The sequence below is a fragment of the Candidatus Methanoperedens sp. genome (assembly GCA_027460525.1).
Lineage (GTDB): Archaea > Halobacteriota > Methanosarcinia > Methanosarcinales > Methanoperedenaceae > Methanoperedens.
Genome location: JAPZAS010000011.1, coordinates 1 through 18,549 on the forward strand (window position 1 = coordinate 1; position 18,549 = coordinate 18,549).

The following is an 18,549-nucleotide window of genomic DNA, read 5'->3' on the forward strand; positions in this document are numbered from 1 at the left end:
GTCATTTTGCAGGATAAAGTCGTTCCTGCAGCACATCATGATTTTGTTGGCTACCAGTCTATACCCTAACGGACAACTTTTCATCCATAATACTACTTTTTCCATGTCTACCCTTTTCTGAATACTGCTCTTATTATTATAATGGTCATAATGATAAAGTATATATATGTTGCTGTAGAAAAGAATTGATGAGGAAGATATGTTTGGTTGCTCATTTGGTTCAAAGAGGGTTGGGTTATACCACGCCAATGGTGGTATCCCACAAAAGTGAGTGGTTAAGGAGATTGTTAAAAATGGAGTTACATTCTCCCCGATCTCTTTAATTAAAACCACGCTTTAAAAAATCCGAGATGCATGGGGATTTGCCCGCAGGGGAGGTGTGGTAAATGCATCAGGCGCAGAATGTGATGCGCAATGGTACAGGGCAAGCCACAGGCGAGCCTTGTGAAAAGTAAATACATAAAACATAGGAGGTATAAGAAATGAAAAAAATAGAAAACAAAGCGCTATTGAAGTTAGGGGTTGTAGCAATGCTCCTTATCTTGGGTATGGCGCTTGTAGAGGCAATGGCACTGGATTCGATGGTTACCCCAACTGCAACTTGGACATTCACCGGTGGAGGAGAGGTCACAGTTACAGACCCGAACGGTACGGCGAAAATCACGGTCTGGAATACAACTTCCCACGTTAAAATGGAGAACCTGTATTTGGAAAAATTCTCTCCAACCACATTTACTTTCACAGTTCCGCCGGGTAATTTGACCATCTGCCTTAAAGATGAGGAAAAGCCACCAGCGACAGATGCCTGGATAGTCAACAATACTGCACCAAACTTCTTTGGTCCTTTCCCTGGCGCTGGATTATGTAAACCCCACGAGCATGAGGATGATCAGGGGGACCAGCATGGGGACCAGAATGAGCAGTGATGAAAAGCCCCAACAAAAACTCAGTAAAGTTTGAGAGGGAGCAAATCCCTCTTTTATTTTTTTGGTTAAAATTCTGCAATACCGTGAACTTCATATCTCAGCTTATTAAAATAGTTATTAAGACTTTCAACATCCTTAATCTTTTTTTTCACAAGATTCCTTATCCTCAAGCGAATCTGCGTATCAAGCATAATTCCGTAGCTCAAGATATATTTCAATATCCTTCGTGCCACAATACCACCTTTTTTGTCCCACTCCGTCAATAAAACAATCTCTTTTCCGCTTTTGGGCAGCAATTCTGTGAATTCAAGCAGGGCTGCCGCGCGGCAAACTTAATCTCGCCTTTTATTCCCAGGAAGCGCAGGGATTCCGCATCCCTCAGTCCCTCCACAACTATAATAGCCCCGCTGTCAGCCAGTGTTTGAAGTTCCGAAATTACTATCTCGAGCCTTTCGAGACGTTCTAAATCCTCAAGGGTGGCGATGTTCATTTTTGATTTAAAACTTTCAGGATATCTGTTGCATTTACGTCCATTATCTTAACCGATTTTCTACTGTTGGTCAAACCTGCGCTTATCCGTACACTCCTGGAATTAACCGCGAATAAACCAGAGAGGAACGATATAAGCTCTGCGTTGGCTTTTCCCTTTTCCGCCCTCTCTGAGAGCCTTATTTCAATCCTCTTGCGCCACGGATTATATCCATGAACTTTGGTCTCTTTTGCACCGGCTGAGATTTCAAGGTCGAGGATTACACCGTCTTCAGTCTGCCTTATGGCTTCTTTCATCAGTGCTTAAAAGATGGGAACAGTATTAATTGTTATTGCAGGAATTCTCATATAGGGAATGGCAACTCTGCGGCACCCGGCAAACAGACATCCAAGGCGATCTTTTTTGCTTATCTTACAATTCCTGCGGAATTACTCGAAAGGAGAATACCGTTGTACTCTCTCCAAGTAAAGTCCCTGTCATTTTGCAGGATAAAGTCGTTCCTGCAGCACATCATGATTTTGTTGGCTACCAGTCTATACCCTAACGGACAACTTTTCATCCATAATACTACTTCTTCCATGTCTACCCTTTTCTGAATACGTGTTCTACAGCTACCCTGTGCTCCTCTTATTATTATCATTATAATCATAAAGTATATATATGTTGCGGTAGAAAGAATTGATGAGTACGATGTTTGGTTATTTATTTGGTCCAAAGAGGAGAGTATCTCTACAGATTGCAATTACCCCCCCGAGGCAGAGATTTTACTGTGAGAAAATGTGCCTGATGGTCACATTTTGCAGACTGACAAGCTGTACATTTTATAACCAATGCAATAAAAATACCAAAACATTATGAAGGGTAGAACGTCAAACAATTTTTCCGTCCATCAAACTAATATGCATATATTTCCATTCTGTATCTGATAAACCATGATACGTCTTGGTAAAATCGCTTTCGCCAACTGTGATTTCCCTTATTACGCCATAGAACACGGCAGGGTGGAAGCGCATGACATTGAGATTACGCAGGCGCATCCTGTTGAACTTGCACGCATGCTGTTTAATAACGAACTCGATATCAGTCCTATTTCTTCAATCATGTACGGAAAAAGAAATGACCTTCTCATATTACCCGGGCTTTCCATTACTTCCAATGATTTCACCAAAAGCGTGCTGATATGCTCAAATGGAAAGTTAGACCTCTCTGAGCTTGAAGGAAAAACGCTTTGCATTCCCGAGACAACCGCAAGTTCGGCTGCATTGGTAAAGATAATATTATGGCGGAAAGGTGTTAAAATTAACATCAGGCAGTGCCAAGGTACAGATATAGACCAGATGCTGAATCAAGGCGATGCTGCGCTTTTGATCGGGGACAGCGCCATCCATGCCATAGGGAAATACAGCGTTATCGCAGACCTTGGCAATGAATGGAAGAAGATGACAGGAAAAAAAATGGTGTATGCATTGTGGGTTGCCAGGGAAGAATTCGCGAGAGAGCACCCGGATAAGGTAAGATATGTGCTCAATACACTCCTTAAGTCAAAAGAGTATGCTTATAAAAATGTCAGCGAGATAGCCGGTTCCATAGCACGGCAGAAAAAAATCGATTGCGGTTTCATGCGGGATTATTTGCACACATTGAATTATGATTTTGACGATGAAAGCGTGGAGAGCCTTAAACTATATTTTGAATACGCAAAGGAATGCGGAATAATCGGCGAGGTCAAACTCAGGTTTTTTGATATACAAGGAAAGATTTAAGCTTCATCAGGTTGTTCAAGGGGCGCACGTCCACGAGGTTTTAACAGAATTGCCATTGATTCAGGAATATTTTTCGTCCATGGTTGGTAGCAGGTGTTCAAACGTAGTGGATAATATGTTTGGGCTCGTAGCTCAGTCAGGCAGAGCACCGGGCTTTTATTCAACCCGAGTCACGTCTCGGGAGGACGTGTCCAGCCTGGCGGCTGGACTGAAGAATGAGAAGATACCCGATGGTCGAGGGTTCAAATCCCCCCGAGCCCGTTTTGCCTGGGAGGTTGTATGAAGGAGAAAGAGAAAGAGCATACTGGAAGAGAGTTTAATCCCTTGGAACATAGAATGGTAGCAAACCATGAAATATTAAACGAGGACGACGTTGAAAAAATAATATCTGAATATAATATAGAAAAGGAACAGTTGCCAAAGATTCGCGTATCAGACCCGGCTGCCATTGCAGTCAAAGCCAAGGTCGGGGATGTTGTTCGGGTTACAAGACTAAGCCCGACAGCCGGTAAAGCCTTTTTCTATCGATATGTTATTGCGTGAGTGGAAAAATGAGGTTTATATGTTAGACAGAAGTGTGCTATCAAAGGCGTATTTTACAAGCGATAAAATAGTGCGCCATCATGTGGATTCTTTCAATGATTTTCTTGAACATGGACTTCAGAAAGTTATTGATGAACAGAGGATTATTGAAACCGACATCGAGGGCACGTACGTGAAACTCAAGAAAATCCGTGCAGGTTACCCGGTCGTTCGGGAGGCGGATGGCGCAGTGGATAAACTCTATCCCACCGAGGCAAGGTTAAGAAACATAACCTATGCAGCGCCGCTTTATCTCAGTATGGCAATCGTCAGCCCTGAAGGAGAAAAAGAGGAAAAGGAGGCGGAAATCGGACTTTTGCCTATTATGATATGGTCAAAAGCGTGCAACCTTGTAGGGTTGAGCCAGAAAGAGATGGATGAACTGGGAGAAGATCCCCAGGACCCTGGAGGATATTTCATAGTGAACGGCACAGAGCGCGTGATCACCACGCTTGAAGACCTTGCTCCCAATAAAATACTGGTGGAACTGGAAGAGCGTTATGGCGAAAACATAGAAGTGGCAAAGGTATTCTCCCAGCGCAGGGGCTATCGTGCCCTCGTGGTCGTGGAGCGGAGCAGGAAATCCATTCTTGAAGTTTCTTTCCCTTCCATCTCAGGCAGAATTAATTTTGTCACTCTGATGCGAGCATTGGGCATCGAGACAGACCAGGATATTGTGAATGCCGTATCCGATGACCCTGAGATTATCAAATTCATGCTCGAGAACCTTGAAGAATCGGAAGCAAGCAATAAAGAAGAGGCGATGGAAAAAATCGGGCTGCGTGTAGCCTCAGGTCAGTCTAAAGAATACCAGGTAAAACGGGCGAATTACGTTATCGACCGCTATTTATTGCCGCACCTGGGAAACGATGAGGCGCACCGCATGCTGAAAGCCCAGTTCCTGGGCAGGATGGCTCAGGCGTGCTTTGAGCTGGCACTGGGCAAAAGAAGCCCGGACGATAAAGACCATTATGCCAATAAGAGGCTCAAACTCTCGGGTGAACTGATTGAAGACCTGTTCAGAGTATCGTTTAACAGACTGACGCGGGATGTCAAATACCAGCTTGAGAGAGCCAGCATGAGAAACAGGGATCTAAATGTTACCACTATCGTAAGGGCAGATGTGCTCACAGAGCGCCTTGTCCATGCACTGGCTACAGGCAACTGGGTAGGCGGCAGAACAGGCGTATCGCAGCTTCTTGACCGCACAGATTACATTGCATCGCTTTCGCATTTGCGCAGGGTAATATCGCCGTTGTCAAGGGCACAGCCCCATTTTGAAGCGAGGGATTTGCACCCCACACAGTGGGGGAGAATATGTCCTTCAGAAACGCCCGAGGGACCCAATTGCGGACTTGTGAAGAACTTTGCGCAACTGGTTGAAATTTCAACAAGTGCGGGGGATGAAGGGAAGCTTAAGAACCTGCTTTATGAAACAGGTGTAGTCCCGATTATTCCGCAGCTTGTGGGTTTGGAAGAAGTACCCACTACCTATGCCACGGAACTGGAGGCACTTGAAGAAGCCGAAGAAACAAAAGTCGAACCCGAAGAGGAGGTGGAGTCCTTTGAATAAGGCAAGAGTTTTCGTAAATGGCGAATTGATAGGAACCCATGATAGACCAAAAGAACTCGCGTCGGAGTTGAGGAAAAAACGAAGAATGGGTGAAATCAAAAGACAGGTGAATATCATTTACTATGAGGACACGAAGGAGATAATTATCAATTCTGACCAGGGGAGGGCAAGACGCCCTGCAATAACTGTGGAAAAAGGTCTTCCTCTTGTAACAAAGGATAACATAGAGCGTCTGAAGAAAGGGGAAATTACTTTTGACAGCCTTGTGGATGCAGGTTTAATCGAGTATCTCGATGCTGAAGAAGAAGAAAATGCGTTTATAGCCATCGACGAAAAGGATCTAACCCCAAAACATACACATCTTGAGATGGACTCCTCTTTAATCCTGGGAATCTGCACTGGCATGGTGCCTTTCCCAGAACACAATGCTTCACCAAGAAATACGATGGGTGCAGGCATGATTAAACAGTGTCTTGGCATGTCGACGCCCAATATGAAACTGCGTCCCGACACAAGAGCACACGTACTCCATTATCCCCAGAAAGCGCTGGTAACAACACAGACCGCGGAAGCCATAGGGTTCGATAAGCGCCCTGCAGGGCAGAATTTCGTGGTGGCAGTATTGTCCTATGAAGGCTATAATATAGAAGATGCCCTGGTTGTGAATAAGGGTTCGATAGAACGCGGTCTGGGAAGAAGCCATTTCTTCAGGACAAACGAGGGCGAGGAACGGAAATACCCTGGAGGACAGGAGGACAAGTTTGAGATTCCTGATACAGAAGTGAGAGGTGCAAGGAGTGCTGAAACCTATAACCAGCTTGACAGCGACGGTCTGGTCAATCCCGAGATACCCGTCGGACCTAACGATGTCCTGATAGGAAAGACAAGCCCGCCCAGGTTCCTTGAAGAACCGTCAGAGCTCGGAATAAGCCCGGTGCAGCGAAGGGAGAGTTCTGTTACAATGCGCTCGAATGAGAAAGGTATAGTGGATACCGTGATACTGACTGAATCTGAAAACGGTTCGAGGCTTGCAAAAGTAAGAACCCGCGACCATAGAATTCCTGAGATCGGGGATAAGTTCGCTTCCCGCCACGGGCAGAAAGGGGTAATCGGTCTCATAGTACCCTATGAGGATATGCCCTTTTCTGAGAACGGCATTGTTCCTGACCTGATAATTAATCCGCATGCCATCCCCTCACGAATGACCGTTGGGCATGTGCTTGAAATGATAGGAGGTAAAGTGGGATCGCTTGAAGGAAGAAGGATAGACGGTACTGCATTCTCAGGGGAACATGAGGATGACCTGCGCTCTTCTCTTAGCAAATTCGGTTTTTCGCACACCGGTAAAGAGATTTATTACGACGGTATAACAGGCAACAGGATTCAGGCTGATACATTCGTAGGGGTTATCATGTACCAGAAACTCTACCACATGGTATCATCAAAGATGCATGCAAGGTCTCGTGGACCCGTCCAGGTATTGACCCGTCAGCCCACCGAAGGCAGAGCTAGGGAAGGCGGATTGAGGTTTGGAGAGATGGAACGGGATGTGCTTATTGGGCACGGCGCTGCTATGGCTTTGAAGGAAAGGCTGCTTGACGAATCGGACAGGGTAATGGAATATGTCTGCTCCAATTGCGGCATGATAGCCACTCTCGATAAACGAAGAAATATCACTATATGCCAGGACTGCGGTGCTGAAACTGGTATATACCCTGTTGAAATGAGCTATGCCTTCAAACTATTACTTGATGAAATCATATCGCTTGGTGTTGCGCCAAGGCTTGAACTTGAGGATGCGGTGTGACCGATGCCCCAGTCAACGTGGCGTGCACAAACCGTTGCGCCGCTTTATGTCGCGCTAGGGTATGCTTGCATACCCCTTCCCGAGTCACGCCTCGGGAGGGCGTGTTTGGGTATGGTGCGCCATACCCGTCGTTTGATAAAACTTTCGCAAAGTTTTTTGATAAACCTTTCTCAAAGGTTTTCGGTTGCACAAAAATTAGGAAGGTGAAATCATGGTAATTGGAACCCCAAAAAGAGTAAAACAGATAAAATTCGGACTTATTTCACCCAAGGAATTCAGGAAAATGAGCGTTACTAGGGTGATAACAGCAGATACTTACGATGACGACGGTTTCCCGATTGAAATGGGATTGATGGATACAAAGCTTGGTGTAATCGACCCGGGTCTGCGGTGTAAAACCTGCGGCGGCAGGGCAGGTGAATGTCCGGGTCATTTCGGGCACATAGAACTCGTCGCACCCGTAATACACGTGGGTTTTGCCAAGCTGATACGCAAGATATTGCGGGCAACCTGCAGGAAGTGCGGCGCCCTGCTGCTTGCGCCCGATGAGAAAAAGAAGTATCTCGAACAGATAAAAACGCTTAAAAAGATGGGGCAGTCCATCGAAGATGTGGTTACTGAGGTTTTTAAGGAAGCAAGAAAAGCAGGAACATGCAGCTACTGCAACGAGGAGCAGAAAGAAATCAAATTCGAGAAACCCACTACATATATAGAAGACGGGCATAAACTGATGCCCACCGATATTCGTTCGCGCCTTGAAAAAATGACAGATGAAGATGTGGAAGTTATCGGGATGGGTCCACAGAATGCCCGCCCTGAATGGGTAATCCTGACAGTGCTTCCTGTACCGCCTGTCACGATGAGACCTTCGATTACCCTGGAATCCGGTCAGCGCAGCGAGGACGACCTCACCCATAAACTCGTGGATATAATCAGGATCAACCAGAGGTTCCAGGAAAACCGTGAAGCTGGGGCACCTCAGTTGATTATCGAGGATTTATGGGAATTATTGCAGTACCATGTTACAACGTTTATCGATAATGCGGTTTCGGGCGTGCCTCCAGCGAGGCACAGGTCTGGGAGACCCCTGAAAACGCTTTCGCAGAGATTGAAAGGCAAGGAAGGGCGGTTCAGAGGAAGTTTATCAGGGAAACGTGTCAATTTCTCTGCAAGAACCGTGATTTCACCAGACCCGAACCTCAAGGTGTATGAGGTTGGCGTGCCAATGGCAATCGCAAAAGAGCTTACCATCATGATGCACGTGACCCCCAGGAATATCGCGGAAGTGAAAGAATACACACGGCGAGGCCCTGACAACCATCCCGGCGCCAATTATATTGTGAGAGCAGACGGGCGCAGGTTAAAAATAACGGATAAGAACTGCGCTGAACTTGCAGACCTGGTTGAACTGGGATGGAAGATCGACAGGCAGATAAAGGACGGAGATATTGTTTTATTTAACAGGCAGCCCTCGCTTCATAGGATGAGCATCATGGCGCATGAAATAAAAGTGCTCCCTCACAAAACATTCAGATTAAATCCCGCTGTCTGCCCCCCTTACAACGCCGACTTTGACGGCGACGAGATGAACATGCATGTGCCTCAGACCGAAGATGCTCGTGCGGAAGCAAAAATCCTGATGCATGTCCGGGAGAATATCCTTTCCCCGAGGTTCGGGGGACCTATAATCGGAGGCATCCATGACCATATATCCGGGTTATTCCTGCTCACGAACAGCAAGGAGAAAATAAACAAGGAAGATGCTCTGGAACTGCTTGCAAAATCTGAGATTCGGGAGCTGTCCGAGCCTGCAGGAACAGAAAATAAGAAACCTTACTGGACAGGAAAACAGATATTCAGCCAGATTCTTCCCAGAGGGCTTAACCTTCAATTCAAGGCGGAAATCTGTGAACACTGTGATGTATGCAAAGGCTTTGACTGCGAGCATGACGCCTATGTTGTCATTAAGGACGGAGTGCTTGAGAAGGGTTCAATCGATGAGAAAGCCGTGGGAGCTTTCAAGAGTGTGATACTCGACAAGCTTATAAAAGAATTCAGTTCAGAGATGGCATGCAAATTTATCGATGATGCGACACGCCTCTCCATCAGAAGTATCACGCGCACCGGGTTCAGTTTCGGGATTGATGACGAATATGTGCCTCTGGATGCCCAGAACCAGATAGATGAAGTCATGATCCAGGCAAAAGACAAGGTTGAAAAGTTGATAACCGCGTACCAGGCAGGCGAGCTGGAACAGCTCCCGGGACGAACGATTCGGGAGACGCTTGAAATGGAAATAATGAAAGAGCTGAGCAGGGCAAGGGATGCTGCCGGTGATATTGCAGATCGCCACCTTGGAATGGATAACTCAGCTGTGATAATGGCACGGTCAGGAGCGAGGGGTTCGATGCTCAACCTGACGCAGATGGCAGCCTGCGTGGGACAGCAGGCAGTGAGAGGCGAGCGAATCCAGAGAGGATATGCAGGCAGGACGCTATCCCACTTTGATAAGGGCGACCTTGGAGCTGAAGCTCACGGTTTTGTGAAAGCAAGTTACAAGGGCGGTTTATCTCCCACGGAGTATTTCTTCCATGCCATAGGCGGGCGCGAAGGTCTTGTGGACACAGCAGTGCGGACATCCCAGTCCGGCTATCTGCAGCGGCGGCTTGTGAATGCGCTGCAGGATCTGGAAGTACAGTACGACGGTACTGTAAGGGATACGAGGAACATGGTTATCCAGTTCAAATACGGAGAAGACGGAGTAAACCCGATGAACAGCGATTTCAGTAAACCCGATGCGGTCAGGCGTATCATCGACTCGGTAACAGGGGCGAAAGAATGAGCGTTACCCAGAAAAATATCGAGGAAGCAGTTTCAGCCCTCCCATTGCCTCAGAACGTGATCGATAATCTGATACGAGAGCTTAAAGATAGAAAGGTCACAAAAAAACAGATGGATTCGATTATAGAACGCATACTTTCGGGATACGAAGGTGCAAAAATCGAAGCAGGGGAGGCAGCAGGGGTTGTTTCAGCGCAGTCCATCGGCGAACCCGGTACCCAGATGACGATGAGAACGTTCCACTACGCCGGCGTGGCGGAAATAAATGTCACCCTTGGATTGCCCCGCCTGATTGAAATCGTGGATGCAAGGAAAAACCCAAGCACGCCGATGATGACGATATTTCTTGAAAAGGATTATGCGTTCGACAGGGAGAAAGCCCGGGAGCTTGCCTGGAAAATAGAAGCGACTTATATTAATGTGCTGGGCAGCATGTCCACGGATATTACTGAAATGAAAATAATCATTGAATTGAACAGCAAATCTCTCCTTCAGCGGAACATGACTTCAAAAGAAGTAGCAGGTAAACTTGAGGAAGAGCTGGGCGCCTCTGTGGAGATTAAAGGTGATACCTTGATACTGACACCTGAGGAACCCTCATACAGACAATTACTTCAACTTGTTAAAAGTGTACAGTCTGTAATATTAAAAGGCATTAAAGGAATAAAAAGGGTGGTTATAAGAAAAGAAGAGAGCGGAGAATATGTGCTGTACACCGAAGGTTCGGTGCTCAAAGAAGTGCTTGCAATATACGGGGTCGATGCCACGCGAACAAGGACGAACAATGTCAATGAAATCTTCGAAGTAATGGGTATAGAGGCTGCCAGATCTGCGCTGATACACGAAGCCACTGAAACGCTGAAAGAACAGGGTCTTACAGTGGATGTGCGCCATATCATGCTTGTAGCTGATATAATGACTGTTGACGGGGATGTAAAACCAATAGGAAGGCATGGTATATCGGGTGAAAAAGCCAGCGTTCTTGCAAGGGCAGCCTTCGAGGTAACCGTTAACCATCTTCTGGATTCCGGTATGCGGGGCGACGTGGATGAACTCAGAGGAGTTACTGAAAACGTGATAGTTGGACAGCCTATCAGATTGGGAACAGGAAATGTTAAACTGATCGCAAAGAAAGCTGCATAAAAGGAGAATTAGTATGGAAACTGATATAAGCAAAGTACTTAGAAAAGTTCTAACAACAGGAAAGGTTGTAATTGGCGGAAGGCAGACCCTGGATGCTGTAAAAAATGGAAAAGCGCAGGTAGTTGTACTGTCATCCAATTGCCTTCCCGAAACCGTAAACGAAATGAAAGGCGTCCCCGTGATTAATTATCCCGGAACGGGTGTTGACCTCGGGGTTGCCTGCGGTAAACCATTTGCGATTACTGCGCTTGCAGTGCTTGAGCCCGGGGAGTCGGAGATACTCTCCTTCAGGAGCACCTAACAAGGAGATTGATTATCATATGGTTCATCAAAAAACTTTACGAAAGTTTTATCAAAAACCGTTGCGCCGCTTTACTTCGCAGACACGTATGCCCACAGGCATACGTGGATACCGCATAAAGCGAGGTGTCGCTTTTTGATGAATCTTTGATGAACCCGTCTAAAAAGGATTGATATTATTGGGTTCATCAAACGTCTAAAAAGGAGAGTGATTATCAATGGGTTCATCAAAGAGTGAAGTGAAACTGAGCACGGATGGAATAAGGTATATAGCATTATTTGAAAGCCTGACAGGAGCCAGGGCGAAGGACTGCTACGAGGATGATGAAAACAACAGGTTGTTGTTTGTTGTCAGGAACGGGGATATGGGTTTAGCCATAGGAAAAGGAGGAGACCATATCAACCGTGTAAAGAAGGCTATTGGCAGGCATATTGAAATAATCGAACACTCGGATGACCCTGCAGAGTTCGTAAAGAATGCGTTTCATCCGGTTTCTGTAAAAAATATAAATATTGTGACTGATGAAGGCAAGCGTATAGCTTATGTAGAAGTTGCTACTAAAGAGAAGGGGCTTGCCATAGGTAGAGACGGCAAAAATATCGAAAAGGTAAAAAAACTCTCCTTAAGGCATCATAATATAAACGACGTGATTATTCAATAACCATAGCATTGGAGGAAAAAACTACATGGGAAAAGGAATGTATGCGGCTCGCAAACTCAAGAGCGAAAGCAAGAATTTCAGATGGAGCGACAAGGACTACGCCAGGCGAGCCCTTAATCTTGATGTAAAGGCAGACCCGCTTGGCGGCTCGCCGCAGGCAAGGGGTATTGCACTTGAAAAAGTCGGGGTTGAGGCAAAACAGCCAAACTCCGCCATACGGAAATGTATTCGCCTGCAGCTTATTAAAAACGGGAAGCAGATATCGGCTTTCTGTCCTGGTGACGGCGCGATTAATTTCATTGATGAACATGATGAAGTGATCGTTGAAAGAATAGGAGGAAGAATGGGCGGCGCCATGGGAGATATCCCAGGGGTACGATGGAAAGTGGTAGCAGTGAATAACGTTAATTTACGGCAGCTCGTTCTGGGCAAGAAGGAAAAACCGGTGAGATAATATGCTGAAATTGTTCGGAAAATGGGATTTTACTGAGGTTGAGGTTAAAGATCCAAGCGTCAAAGCTTATATCAATCTTACGCCGGTGATTGTTCCGCATTCCGGCGGAAGAAACGCAAAGCAGCAGTTCAATAAGTCGAATCTTAACATCGTTGAGCGTCTTATCAACAAGGTGATGCGTGAAGAAACCAACACGGGACAGAAGATAACGATTTACAGTAATGTCAAAGAAGCTTTTGAAATAATAAACAAGAAAACCGGGCAGAATCCCGTGCAGATGCTGGTGAATGCAATTGTTAATGCCGGTCCGAGGGAGGAAACCGTAAGACTGCAGTACGGCGGCATTGCGGTCCCGAAATCAGTTGATACCGCACCCCAGCGCCGTGTGGACACAGCGCTTCGCTTGATAACGCAGGGGGCGCAGCAGGCTTCTTTCGGCACGAAGAAGTCCCTGGCGAATGCTCTTGCAGACGAGATAATCGCAGCAGCAAACTACGATGTGAAAGGCTTTGCCATGGGCAAGAAGGACAATATCGAGAGAGTTGCGAAAGCAGCGCGGTAATATCGCATAACCTCAAGGTTATGTGATTATCTTTTTTTATTTGATGAGTATGGGAAACCTGTAAAGGCTTCGCAACAATTAAAAAGTCACAGTAAATTCAAACTCTTTCTCGCCAGCCAGAATTTTTCTCAGCACCTTGATCTTTGCCGTATCGCCTTGTTTTTTATCAAAAATAGAAATTTCTATATCCTCTACGCCTTCTATCTTCCAGTCATCAATGGAGAGCAGGATGTCACCTTCTTTGAGCCCTGCTTTCTCTGCAGTGCTTCCAAATCCGACATTCTCTATCTTAACCCTGCCGCCAGATTCATTTAAGAAAATCCCAAGCACAGGGGTAGGCAGAGGCGATACCGGTTTCGGGAAAAGCACAAAATTCCCCATGCCCTCGTCAATGTTGTCAGGATTCTGTATCAGCGTTGCGTAATCCTTACCATCCAGCCTGTATGCCCGCTTCGGGACGCCAGAGCCGTACATGATATGTCCAGCGCCTGCAAGCACGACAATTTGGTAATCCGGTTTCTGTTTCAGGAACTCGTCCACAGAGTGCGCCATGGTTTCATCCCACAGTATCTGGGACTGATAGAAATAGTTAAAGTTCTGAAACTCCTGGTTTCCATGCTGGTCGAATGTCTCTTTAAGACTTTTTTTGTAATCCTCATCCGACATATCCATATCCTTGGGGATTTCTTTTTTCTGCTCATCGGTCAGGATATCAAGACCGCCTTTTGAAACATTGTCAATAATCTCCGACCGCAGATTAAGGGCTACGATGGAGATATTCCTTGCCTTTGCAAAATTGATAATTTCCCTGTAAAGATTATAATCATACCCCCATCTCTTGAAATACTGGGTATTTTTTAAAAATTCCTTTTCGGTTATATTTCCAGCGATATAATCATCAATAGCCTTCTGAAACGGCTTCTGGAACATCTCCATGCCTATTGCGAACTTGTGACCGCTCTCATAGAGGTCGGTAATAACCTCAAGCTGCACCCTATGGTCTTCGTAACTGGTATGCGTTTCCCCGATATAGATAATCGTTTTATCAGAGATATTGCGAACAATGTCATCGAGTTTAATTGCCTTCTGGGGCTGGATTCCCAGTACAGGTTCGTACAAACTAATCCTTATTCCCCGTTCGGTCTCATCTGTTCTATTCTCCACATTCCTGCCTTTTTCAAATCTTATGAAAGAATACTGCCCATAGTGGAAAATCTTTAAAGACGCAAGGTCAACCTCCTCCTTTCCGCCGGCGTCTGCCACAGCAACCACCTTTGACGCGTTCAGGGGATTTTCCGCTACCGTAAAGCTGAATCCATTCCCGGAGCTTTTCCACCCGCCGAAGAGCCGCTTAAGAATCGGGCTGTCATTACCCAGCACTAGAAGGGAGGATGTCGATATGTTCTCGTCTTTGATATCCTTTTCCTCTATTGGAATGAAACCCTCGCTCTTGAAAACGTTGATCAAATTCCCGTATTTTTCTTTTTCCTTCCCAGGGATAACAACAAGCCTTTTTTCATCTCCCAGGAGTCTTGCTATGACAGGCGGGTATTCCTTTTCCGAGAGCCTCCTCATCAAGTCATAGCCGCCATCAAAAACCAGCTCCGAAGGAGTCCCGTTCGTAGGAATCTCAAAAGTCTGGTTTTGCTTTTTCATTTCCAGTATCTTTGTGAGTTCACCTTTGTCTGTATTTATCTTGAGCGATAGATTAAATTGATACGGCGAACCTTCCTGGATAATCCTGAAGGATGTTGTTGGGACGCCATTTAAAACGGTAACTCTCGGGTCTTCTATCCCGATTGAGAGTTCCCCTTTTCGGTAAAGCCACTGATTGAAAAACCACTCAAGGTTCCTTCCTGAGGCATTTTCAAATGCCATTCTGACATCATCCCAGCTTGCATCCTGAAATGACCGCTCCTTGATGAGCTCTTTTAATCCCCTGTAGAATGCATCATCTCCTATCTCTTTATTGAGCATGTGGAATAACATTGCCCCTTTCCCATAGCCGATTGCCTCGGATGCGAAATCTGTCCTCTGGTAGAAATCCGCAAGTTGTGTCTCTTTATCAGGTCTAACATAACTCTGATAGTCGATGAGGAGTTTCTTTCTGTACTGCTCACCTTCGCCATTCTGCTGCTTATAAAGCTGGTCGGACTGGTAAGTGGTGAGACCCTCTATCCAGTTTCCCTTTTCAAAGTCATCATAAACATAATTCCCGAACCACTGGTGCAGGATCTCATGGCCCAGGGACGTATTGACAATGAAGGGGAGACGCATCACATCCCTGCCCAGGAGCGTGAACGTGGGCATGGAATACCCTGTAGGGAGAACGTTCTCCACGACTGAAAACCGCCTGTAGGGGTAAGGGCCGATAAGCTCTTCATACATCGTTAGATATTTTTTCGTATATTCGATGTAGGTTTCTGCGCGTGATATGCCTTCAAGATATCCAATAATGTCATGTGTGATGTTTTCAGGGAAAAAATACACATAAATGTCTGTACCATGAAAAGTCTCCTTCATTGTCATGTATTTGCCCGCAGCGAGGTTTATTTTATTCAAGGGGTGCGGGAAGCTGAAAGAAAACTCCTTACCATGCGGTGCATCCACAGCGGAAATCGCATCTGCTTCAGAGACAGCAAGAAAACCTTCCGGAAGTAGCGCCTTCAAATGGTAATATGCTCTGCCTTCTATCTGGGGATACCATATACCTGTAAGGGATATTCCTTCATCGCTGATAATATCGTTTGAAACTACACCCACATTTTCAGGATTGTGATCTCTGTTTACCCCCGCAAACTTTCCCTCGAAAAATATCTCAAGCATGCCGTTGCCCTTCACCTTGAATATCCCCTCTTTAATCCGGGGCTCAAGAGGCAGTCCGTTCAGCCTTACAGACGTAACATTGAGGTTACCGGTGGAAATATTCATCTCACTGTTTCCTGAAAGGGTGATTGTTGAGTTACCTTCGAGCAGATTTTTTGAGATATCGAACGAGACAGAGAGATTGTACTGCGGAAGGTTTTCCCCTGCCGCTGCGGTGGATGTGAAAAATCCGCTTAAAAGGAGAGCTATGAATATTATGATTCTCATCTTAACCCCTTACATCTACTATCAATATGAATTCGTCCTAGGTTAAAAGTTTTGTACGGCTCTTGCAATAAGCCGAACGGAATAACTTCCGTTAATCTTAAGTATTGAGAATCAGCTTTGAGATTGTGCCAATCGAAGGATTTGTAGAGTACAAAAGAAGAGAATACTGCAATGATGTTCAATGTCCTGTGCAGATGTTAATGAATAAAAAATCGCAGGACTCAGACGAATATAATGAACTCAGGGAAATATGCCAGAAAAATTGTATGCATACTACCTATGAATTCCATCATTGGCTGATCGAAAATGGCTATTTACTGGTCAGACCTGAAAGAAAAGGAGGAAATTAAAAATGAACTGGGGAATGAAGAACAGGCTCTCACGAATAATCAAGCCCGGAACAGGGCGCTGTGTTATGCTGGCGGTTGACCACGGTTATTTCCAGGGTCCCACTACCGGTCTTTCGAACCTTGGCAAAACGGTTGAGCCGTTGCTGCCTTATGCCGATGCATTGATGATAACAAGGGGCGCCATCAGGAACTGGATAGACCCGGCTTCGGATATACCTGTTATTTTGCGCGTTTCCGGTGGTCAGAGCATTCTTAAGGAATTATCCAATGAAATCATAACGACCAATATAGAAGATGCAATAAGGATTAACGCATCTGCAATCACATGCTCTGTATACGTGGGCGGGGAATATGAAAAGGAAACCATCGATAATTTGTCTAAGCTCGTGGACGAAGGAGAAAAATACGGAATCCCTGTTCTGGCTGTGACCGCTGTCGGGAAAGAGATGGCTCGCGATGCCAGATACCTGGGCTTGGCTTCCAGGATTTGCGTGGAAATCGGAGCACATATGATCAAGACCTACTATACAGAAGATTTTGGGAACGTTGTCGAGGCGTGCGGTAATGTCCCTGTGGTTATTGCAGGCGGGAAAAAGCTACCAGAGATGGAGGCTCTGCAGATGAGCTATAATGCAGTCTCTGATGGCGCGGTTGGTGTGGATATGGGCAGGAATATCTTCCAGAGCGACAACCCAGGGGGAATGATAAAGGCTGTAAGAGCGATTGTTCACGATGGTAAGTCAGTGGAAGATGCTTACGAGATATACGAACAATCGAAATAGATTACCCTATGAAAACCGCTGTATATTATAACAATAACGATATCAGGATAGAGGATAGACGGAAACCTCAAATTAAAGACGGGGAAATCCTGGTCAGAGTCAGAGCGTCCGGCATCTGCGGAACCGATCTGATGGAGTGGTATCGCATCAAGAAAGCCCCTCGTGTATTGGGTCATGAGATGGCAGGGGAGATTGTCGGCTCAAGGTCTGATAAATTCAATATCGGGCAGCGGGTTTTCGTAAGCCATCATGTTCCATGCAACGAATGCAAATACTGCCTTGCCGGTAATCATACCGCCTGCGAAACACTGCATAAAGGCAACTACGACCCCGGCGGGTTCAGCGAGTTTGTGAGGGTTCCGGAGATAAATGTTGAGGAGGGAACCTATCTCCTGCCTGAAAATGTTTCTTATGAAGAAGGAACGATGATCGAACCTCTTGCCTGCGTTGTGAGGGCGCAGAGAATAATCGATGTTAGAGAAGGGCAGACTGTTCTGGCCATGGGTTCAGGTGTCTCGGGTTTGTTGAATATACAGATCGCTAAATTAAAAAAAGCAAAAGTAATTGCGACTGATATTAACGAATACAGGTTGAAAAAGGCAGCGGAATTTGGGGCTGATGAAGTACATAATGCGAATGAAAACCTCGATATAAAAGCGGACAGGATTATAATGTGTACCGGGGCGATGCCTGCTTTTGAGGCTGCATTCAGATACATAGACAGGAAAGGGATAATTATGTTGTTTGCCATCCCGAATAAAAATATTTCGGTTCCTGTTGAAGATTTCTGGAGGAGTGAATTGAGCGTGGTGTCAAGCTATGGCGCGGCGCCGGTTGACCTAGAGGAGGCTCTGGATTTAATTAAGGATGGGAAGATAAATGTTAAGGATATGATAACTGACAGGGTAAGATTGGAGGATATCCAGAAGGGTTTTAAGATAGCGGGAGAGGCAAGGGACTCGTTGAAGGTTGTAGTTGTTCCTTAAGAAGAACAGCGCCGCATCGTCGCCTGACCAGCTCATGTCCCTCTGCGAGGAGCTTGAAGCCAGACTTGAGCGCTCGCATGCGGATAGCGAGAGATTGATGGAAGCGGTCGTGAGCATAGTTTCCGGAGAAGACTGCAAAAAGCAAATAAGCAATTAAAACAATTATAATTTTGAGAAAGTGCATGGATAAAGATGAATGGTTCAAACAGGCTGATTATGACATGGAAACCGCAGA

20 protein-coding genes and 1 tRNA gene are annotated in these 18,549 nt (G+C 45.8%); 16 read left to right on the plus strand and 5 right to left on the minus strand.

Annotated features, from left to right (window positions below; genetic code table 11):
- On the minus strand, nt 1-333 hold a 333-nt coding region (locus tag O8C68_03330), incomplete at its 3' end, for a hypothetical protein (protein MCZ7394839.1).
- Between the two features lie 149 nt (nt 334-482).
- Here O8C68_03330 and O8C68_03335 point away from each other — a divergent pair.
- On the plus strand, nt 483-926 hold the full coding sequence (locus O8C68_03335) for a hypothetical protein (GenBank protein ID MCZ7394840.1): 444 nt from the start codon (nt 483-485) through the stop codon (nt 924-926).
- Nucleotides 927-1,185: 259 nt separating this feature from the next.
- Here O8C68_03335 and O8C68_03340 read toward each other — a convergent pair whose 3' ends face one another.
- From O8C68_03340 to O8C68_03350, 3 genes are all read right to left on the minus strand, one after another.
- Entirely contained in the window at nt 1,186-1,416 is a 231-nt protein-coding gene (locus tag O8C68_03340) for a hypothetical protein (protein ID MCZ7394841.1), read from the minus strand.
- On the minus strand, nt 1,413-1,712 hold the full coding sequence (locus tag O8C68_03345) for a DUF167 domain-containing protein (GenBank protein MCZ7394842.1): 300 nt from the start codon (nt 1,710-1,712) through the stop codon (nt 1,413-1,415). Before O8C68_03345 ends, O8C68_03340 begins: the two co-directional genes overlap by 4 nt.
- 110 nt (nt 1,713-1,822) lie before the next feature.
- A complete protein-coding gene (locus tag O8C68_03350; protein ID MCZ7394843.1) occupies nt 1,823-1,996 on the minus strand; it encodes a hypothetical protein in 174 nt (57 codons plus the stop codon).
- A 352-nt stretch (nt 1,997-2,348) separates the two neighbouring features.
- On the opposite strand from O8C68_03350, the gene O8C68_03355 reads away from it, so the two are divergent.
- The 11 genes from O8C68_03355 to O8C68_03405 all read left to right on the plus strand — a co-directional run bounded on the left by O8C68_03355 (nt 2,349) and on the right by O8C68_03405 (nt 13,103).
- Complete coding sequence (locus tag O8C68_03355) at nt 2,349-3,179, plus strand: menaquinone biosynthesis protein (GenBank protein MCZ7394844.1); 831 nt, start codon at nt 2,349-2,351, stop codon at nt 3,177-3,179.
- A gap of 121 nt (nt 3,180-3,300) precedes the next feature.
- Nucleotides 3,301-3,440, plus strand: a tRNA-Lys gene (locus O8C68_03360).
- Nucleotides 3,441-3,458: 18 nt separating this feature from the next.
- Nucleotides 3,459-3,722: a DNA-directed RNA polymerase subunit H gene (locus O8C68_03365; GenBank protein MCZ7394845.1), complete on the plus strand. Its 264-nt coding sequence runs from the start codon at nt 3,459-3,461 to the stop codon at nt 3,720-3,722.
- 19 nt (nt 3,723-3,741) lie between these two features.
- A complete protein-coding gene (locus tag O8C68_03370; GenBank protein MCZ7394846.1) occupies nt 3,742-5,334 on the plus strand; it encodes a DNA-directed RNA polymerase subunit B'' in 1,593 nt (530 codons plus the stop codon).
- Nucleotides 5,327-7,141, plus strand: coding sequence for a DNA-directed RNA polymerase subunit B (rpoB, locus tag O8C68_03375; protein ID MCZ7394847.1), 1,815 nt, complete (start codon nt 5,327-5,329; stop codon nt 7,139-7,141). The genes O8C68_03370 and rpoB overlap by 8 nt, the downstream gene beginning before the upstream one ends.
- A gap of 211 nt (nt 7,142-7,352) precedes the next feature.
- Nucleotides 7,353-9,983: a DNA-directed RNA polymerase subunit A' gene (locus O8C68_03380; protein ID MCZ7394848.1), complete on the plus strand. Its 2,631-nt coding sequence runs from the start codon at nt 7,353-7,355 to the stop codon at nt 9,981-9,983.
- Nucleotides 9,980-11,125: a DNA-directed RNA polymerase subunit A'' gene (rpoA2, locus tag O8C68_03385; GenBank protein ID MCZ7394849.1), complete on the plus strand. Its 1,146-nt coding sequence runs from the start codon at nt 9,980-9,982 to the stop codon at nt 11,123-11,125. The genes O8C68_03380 and rpoA2 overlap by 4 nt, the downstream gene beginning before the upstream one ends.
- A gap of 13 nt (nt 11,126-11,138) precedes the next feature.
- The gene (locus O8C68_03390) at nt 11,139-11,426 is read left to right on the plus strand and encodes a 50S ribosomal protein L30e (protein MCZ7394850.1); all 288 of its coding nucleotides are present in this window, start codon (nt 11,139-11,141) and stop codon (nt 11,424-11,426) included.
- Between the two features lie 217 nt (nt 11,427-11,643).
- Nucleotides 11,644-12,087, plus strand: coding sequence for a NusA-like transcription termination signal-binding factor (locus O8C68_03395; GenBank protein ID MCZ7394851.1), 444 nt, complete (start codon nt 11,644-11,646; stop codon nt 12,085-12,087).
- Between the two features lie 25 nt (nt 12,088-12,112).
- The gene (locus tag O8C68_03400; protein MCZ7394852.1) at nt 12,113-12,541 is read left to right on the plus strand and encodes a 30S ribosomal protein S12; all 429 of its coding nucleotides are present in this window, start codon (nt 12,113-12,115) and stop codon (nt 12,539-12,541) included.
- Nucleotide 12,542: 1 nt separating this feature from the next.
- Entirely contained in the window at nt 12,543-13,103 is a 561-nt protein-coding gene (locus O8C68_03405; protein ID MCZ7394853.1) for a 30S ribosomal protein S7, read from the plus strand.
- A gap of 78 nt (nt 13,104-13,181) precedes the next feature.
- Here O8C68_03405 and O8C68_03410 read toward each other — a convergent pair whose 3' ends face one another.
- Nucleotides 13,182-16,196: a ChaN family lipoprotein gene (locus tag O8C68_03410; protein ID MCZ7394854.1), complete on the minus strand. Its 3,015-nt coding sequence runs from the start codon at nt 16,194-16,196 to the stop codon at nt 13,182-13,184.
- A 125-nt stretch (nt 16,197-16,321) separates the two neighbouring features.
- On the opposite strand from O8C68_03410, the gene O8C68_03415 reads away from it, so the two are divergent.
- The 4 genes from O8C68_03415 to O8C68_03430 are packed head-to-tail and all read left to right on the plus strand — an operon-like array spanning nt 16,322 to nt 18,471.
- Nucleotides 16,322-16,546, plus strand: a complete 225-nt coding sequence (locus O8C68_03415; GenBank protein MCZ7394855.1) for a hypothetical protein — start codon at nt 16,322-16,324, stop codon at nt 16,544-16,546.
- Between the two features lie 2 nt (nt 16,547-16,548).
- Nucleotides 16,549-17,328 carry a 3-hydroxy-5-phosphonooxypentane-2,4-dione thiolase gene (gene lsrF, locus O8C68_03420; protein MCZ7394856.1) on the plus strand — a complete coding sequence of 260 codons (780 nt, stop codon included), beginning with the start codon at nt 16,549-16,551 and terminating at the stop codon, nt 17,326-17,328.
- An 8-nt stretch (nt 17,329-17,336) separates the two neighbouring features.
- Nucleotides 17,337-18,314, plus strand: coding sequence for an alcohol dehydrogenase catalytic domain-containing protein (locus tag O8C68_03425; GenBank protein MCZ7394857.1), 978 nt, complete (start codon nt 17,337-17,339; stop codon nt 18,312-18,314).
- Nucleotides 18,304-18,471, plus strand: a complete 168-nt coding sequence (locus O8C68_03430; GenBank protein MCZ7394858.1) for a hypothetical protein — start codon at nt 18,304-18,306, stop codon at nt 18,469-18,471. The genes O8C68_03425 and O8C68_03430 overlap by 11 nt, the downstream gene beginning before the upstream one ends.
- The last annotated feature ends 78 nt before the right edge of the window (nt 18,472-18,549 follow it).

What these genes read in the sequence shown, in the direction of transcription:
- O8C68_03400 (MCZ7394852.1), top strand. Translation starts at nt 12,113, where the DNA reads ATGGGAAAAGGAATGTATGCGGCTCGCAAACTCAAGAGCGAAAGCAAG.
- O8C68_03340 (MCZ7394841.1), bottom strand. Translation starts at nt 1,416, where the DNA reads ATGAACATCGCCACCCTTGAGGATTTAGAACGTCTCGAAAGGCTCGAG.
- O8C68_03390 (MCZ7394850.1), top strand. Translation starts at nt 11,139, where the DNA reads ATGGAAACTGATATAAGCAAAGTACTTAGAAAAGTTCTAACAACAGGA.
- lsrF (MCZ7394856.1), top strand. Translation starts at nt 16,549, where the DNA reads ATGAACTGGGGAATGAAGAACAGGCTCTCACGAATAATCAAGCCCGGA.
- O8C68_03355 (MCZ7394844.1), top strand. Translation starts at nt 2,349, where the DNA reads ATGATACGTCTTGGTAAAATCGCTTTCGCCAACTGTGATTTCCCTTAT.
- O8C68_03425 (MCZ7394857.1), top strand. Translation starts at nt 17,337, where the DNA reads ATGAAAACCGCTGTATATTATAACAATAACGATATCAGGATAGAGGAT.
- O8C68_03345 (MCZ7394842.1), bottom strand. Translation starts at nt 1,712, where the DNA reads ATGAAAGAAGCCATAAGGCAGACTGAAGACGGTGTAATCCTCGACCTT.
- O8C68_03350 (MCZ7394843.1), bottom strand. Translation starts at nt 1,996, where the DNA reads ATGGAAGAAGTAGTATTATGGATGAAAAGTTGTCCGTTAGGGTATAGA.
- O8C68_03365 (MCZ7394845.1), top strand. Translation starts at nt 3,459, where the DNA reads ATGAAGGAGAAAGAGAAAGAGCATACTGGAAGAGAGTTTAATCCCTTG.
- rpoA2 (MCZ7394849.1), top strand. Translation starts at nt 9,980, where the DNA reads ATGAGCGTTACCCAGAAAAATATCGAGGAAGCAGTTTCAGCCCTCCCA.
- O8C68_03370 (MCZ7394846.1), top strand. Translation starts at nt 3,742, where the DNA reads ATGTTAGACAGAAGTGTGCTATCAAAGGCGTATTTTACAAGCGATAAA.
- O8C68_03395 (MCZ7394851.1), top strand. Translation starts at nt 11,644, where the DNA reads ATGGGTTCATCAAAGAGTGAAGTGAAACTGAGCACGGATGGAATAAGG.
- O8C68_03380 (MCZ7394848.1), top strand. Translation starts at nt 7,353, where the DNA reads ATGGTAATTGGAACCCCAAAAAGAGTAAAACAGATAAAATTCGGACTT.
- O8C68_03410 (MCZ7394854.1), bottom strand. Translation starts at nt 16,196, where the DNA reads ATGAGAATCATAATATTCATAGCTCTCCTTTTAAGCGGATTTTTCACA.
- O8C68_03405 (MCZ7394853.1), top strand. Translation starts at nt 12,543, where the DNA reads ATGCTGAAATTGTTCGGAAAATGGGATTTTACTGAGGTTGAGGTTAAA.
- O8C68_03335 (MCZ7394840.1), top strand. Translation starts at nt 483, where the DNA reads ATGAAAAAAATAGAAAACAAAGCGCTATTGAAGTTAGGGGTTGTAGCA.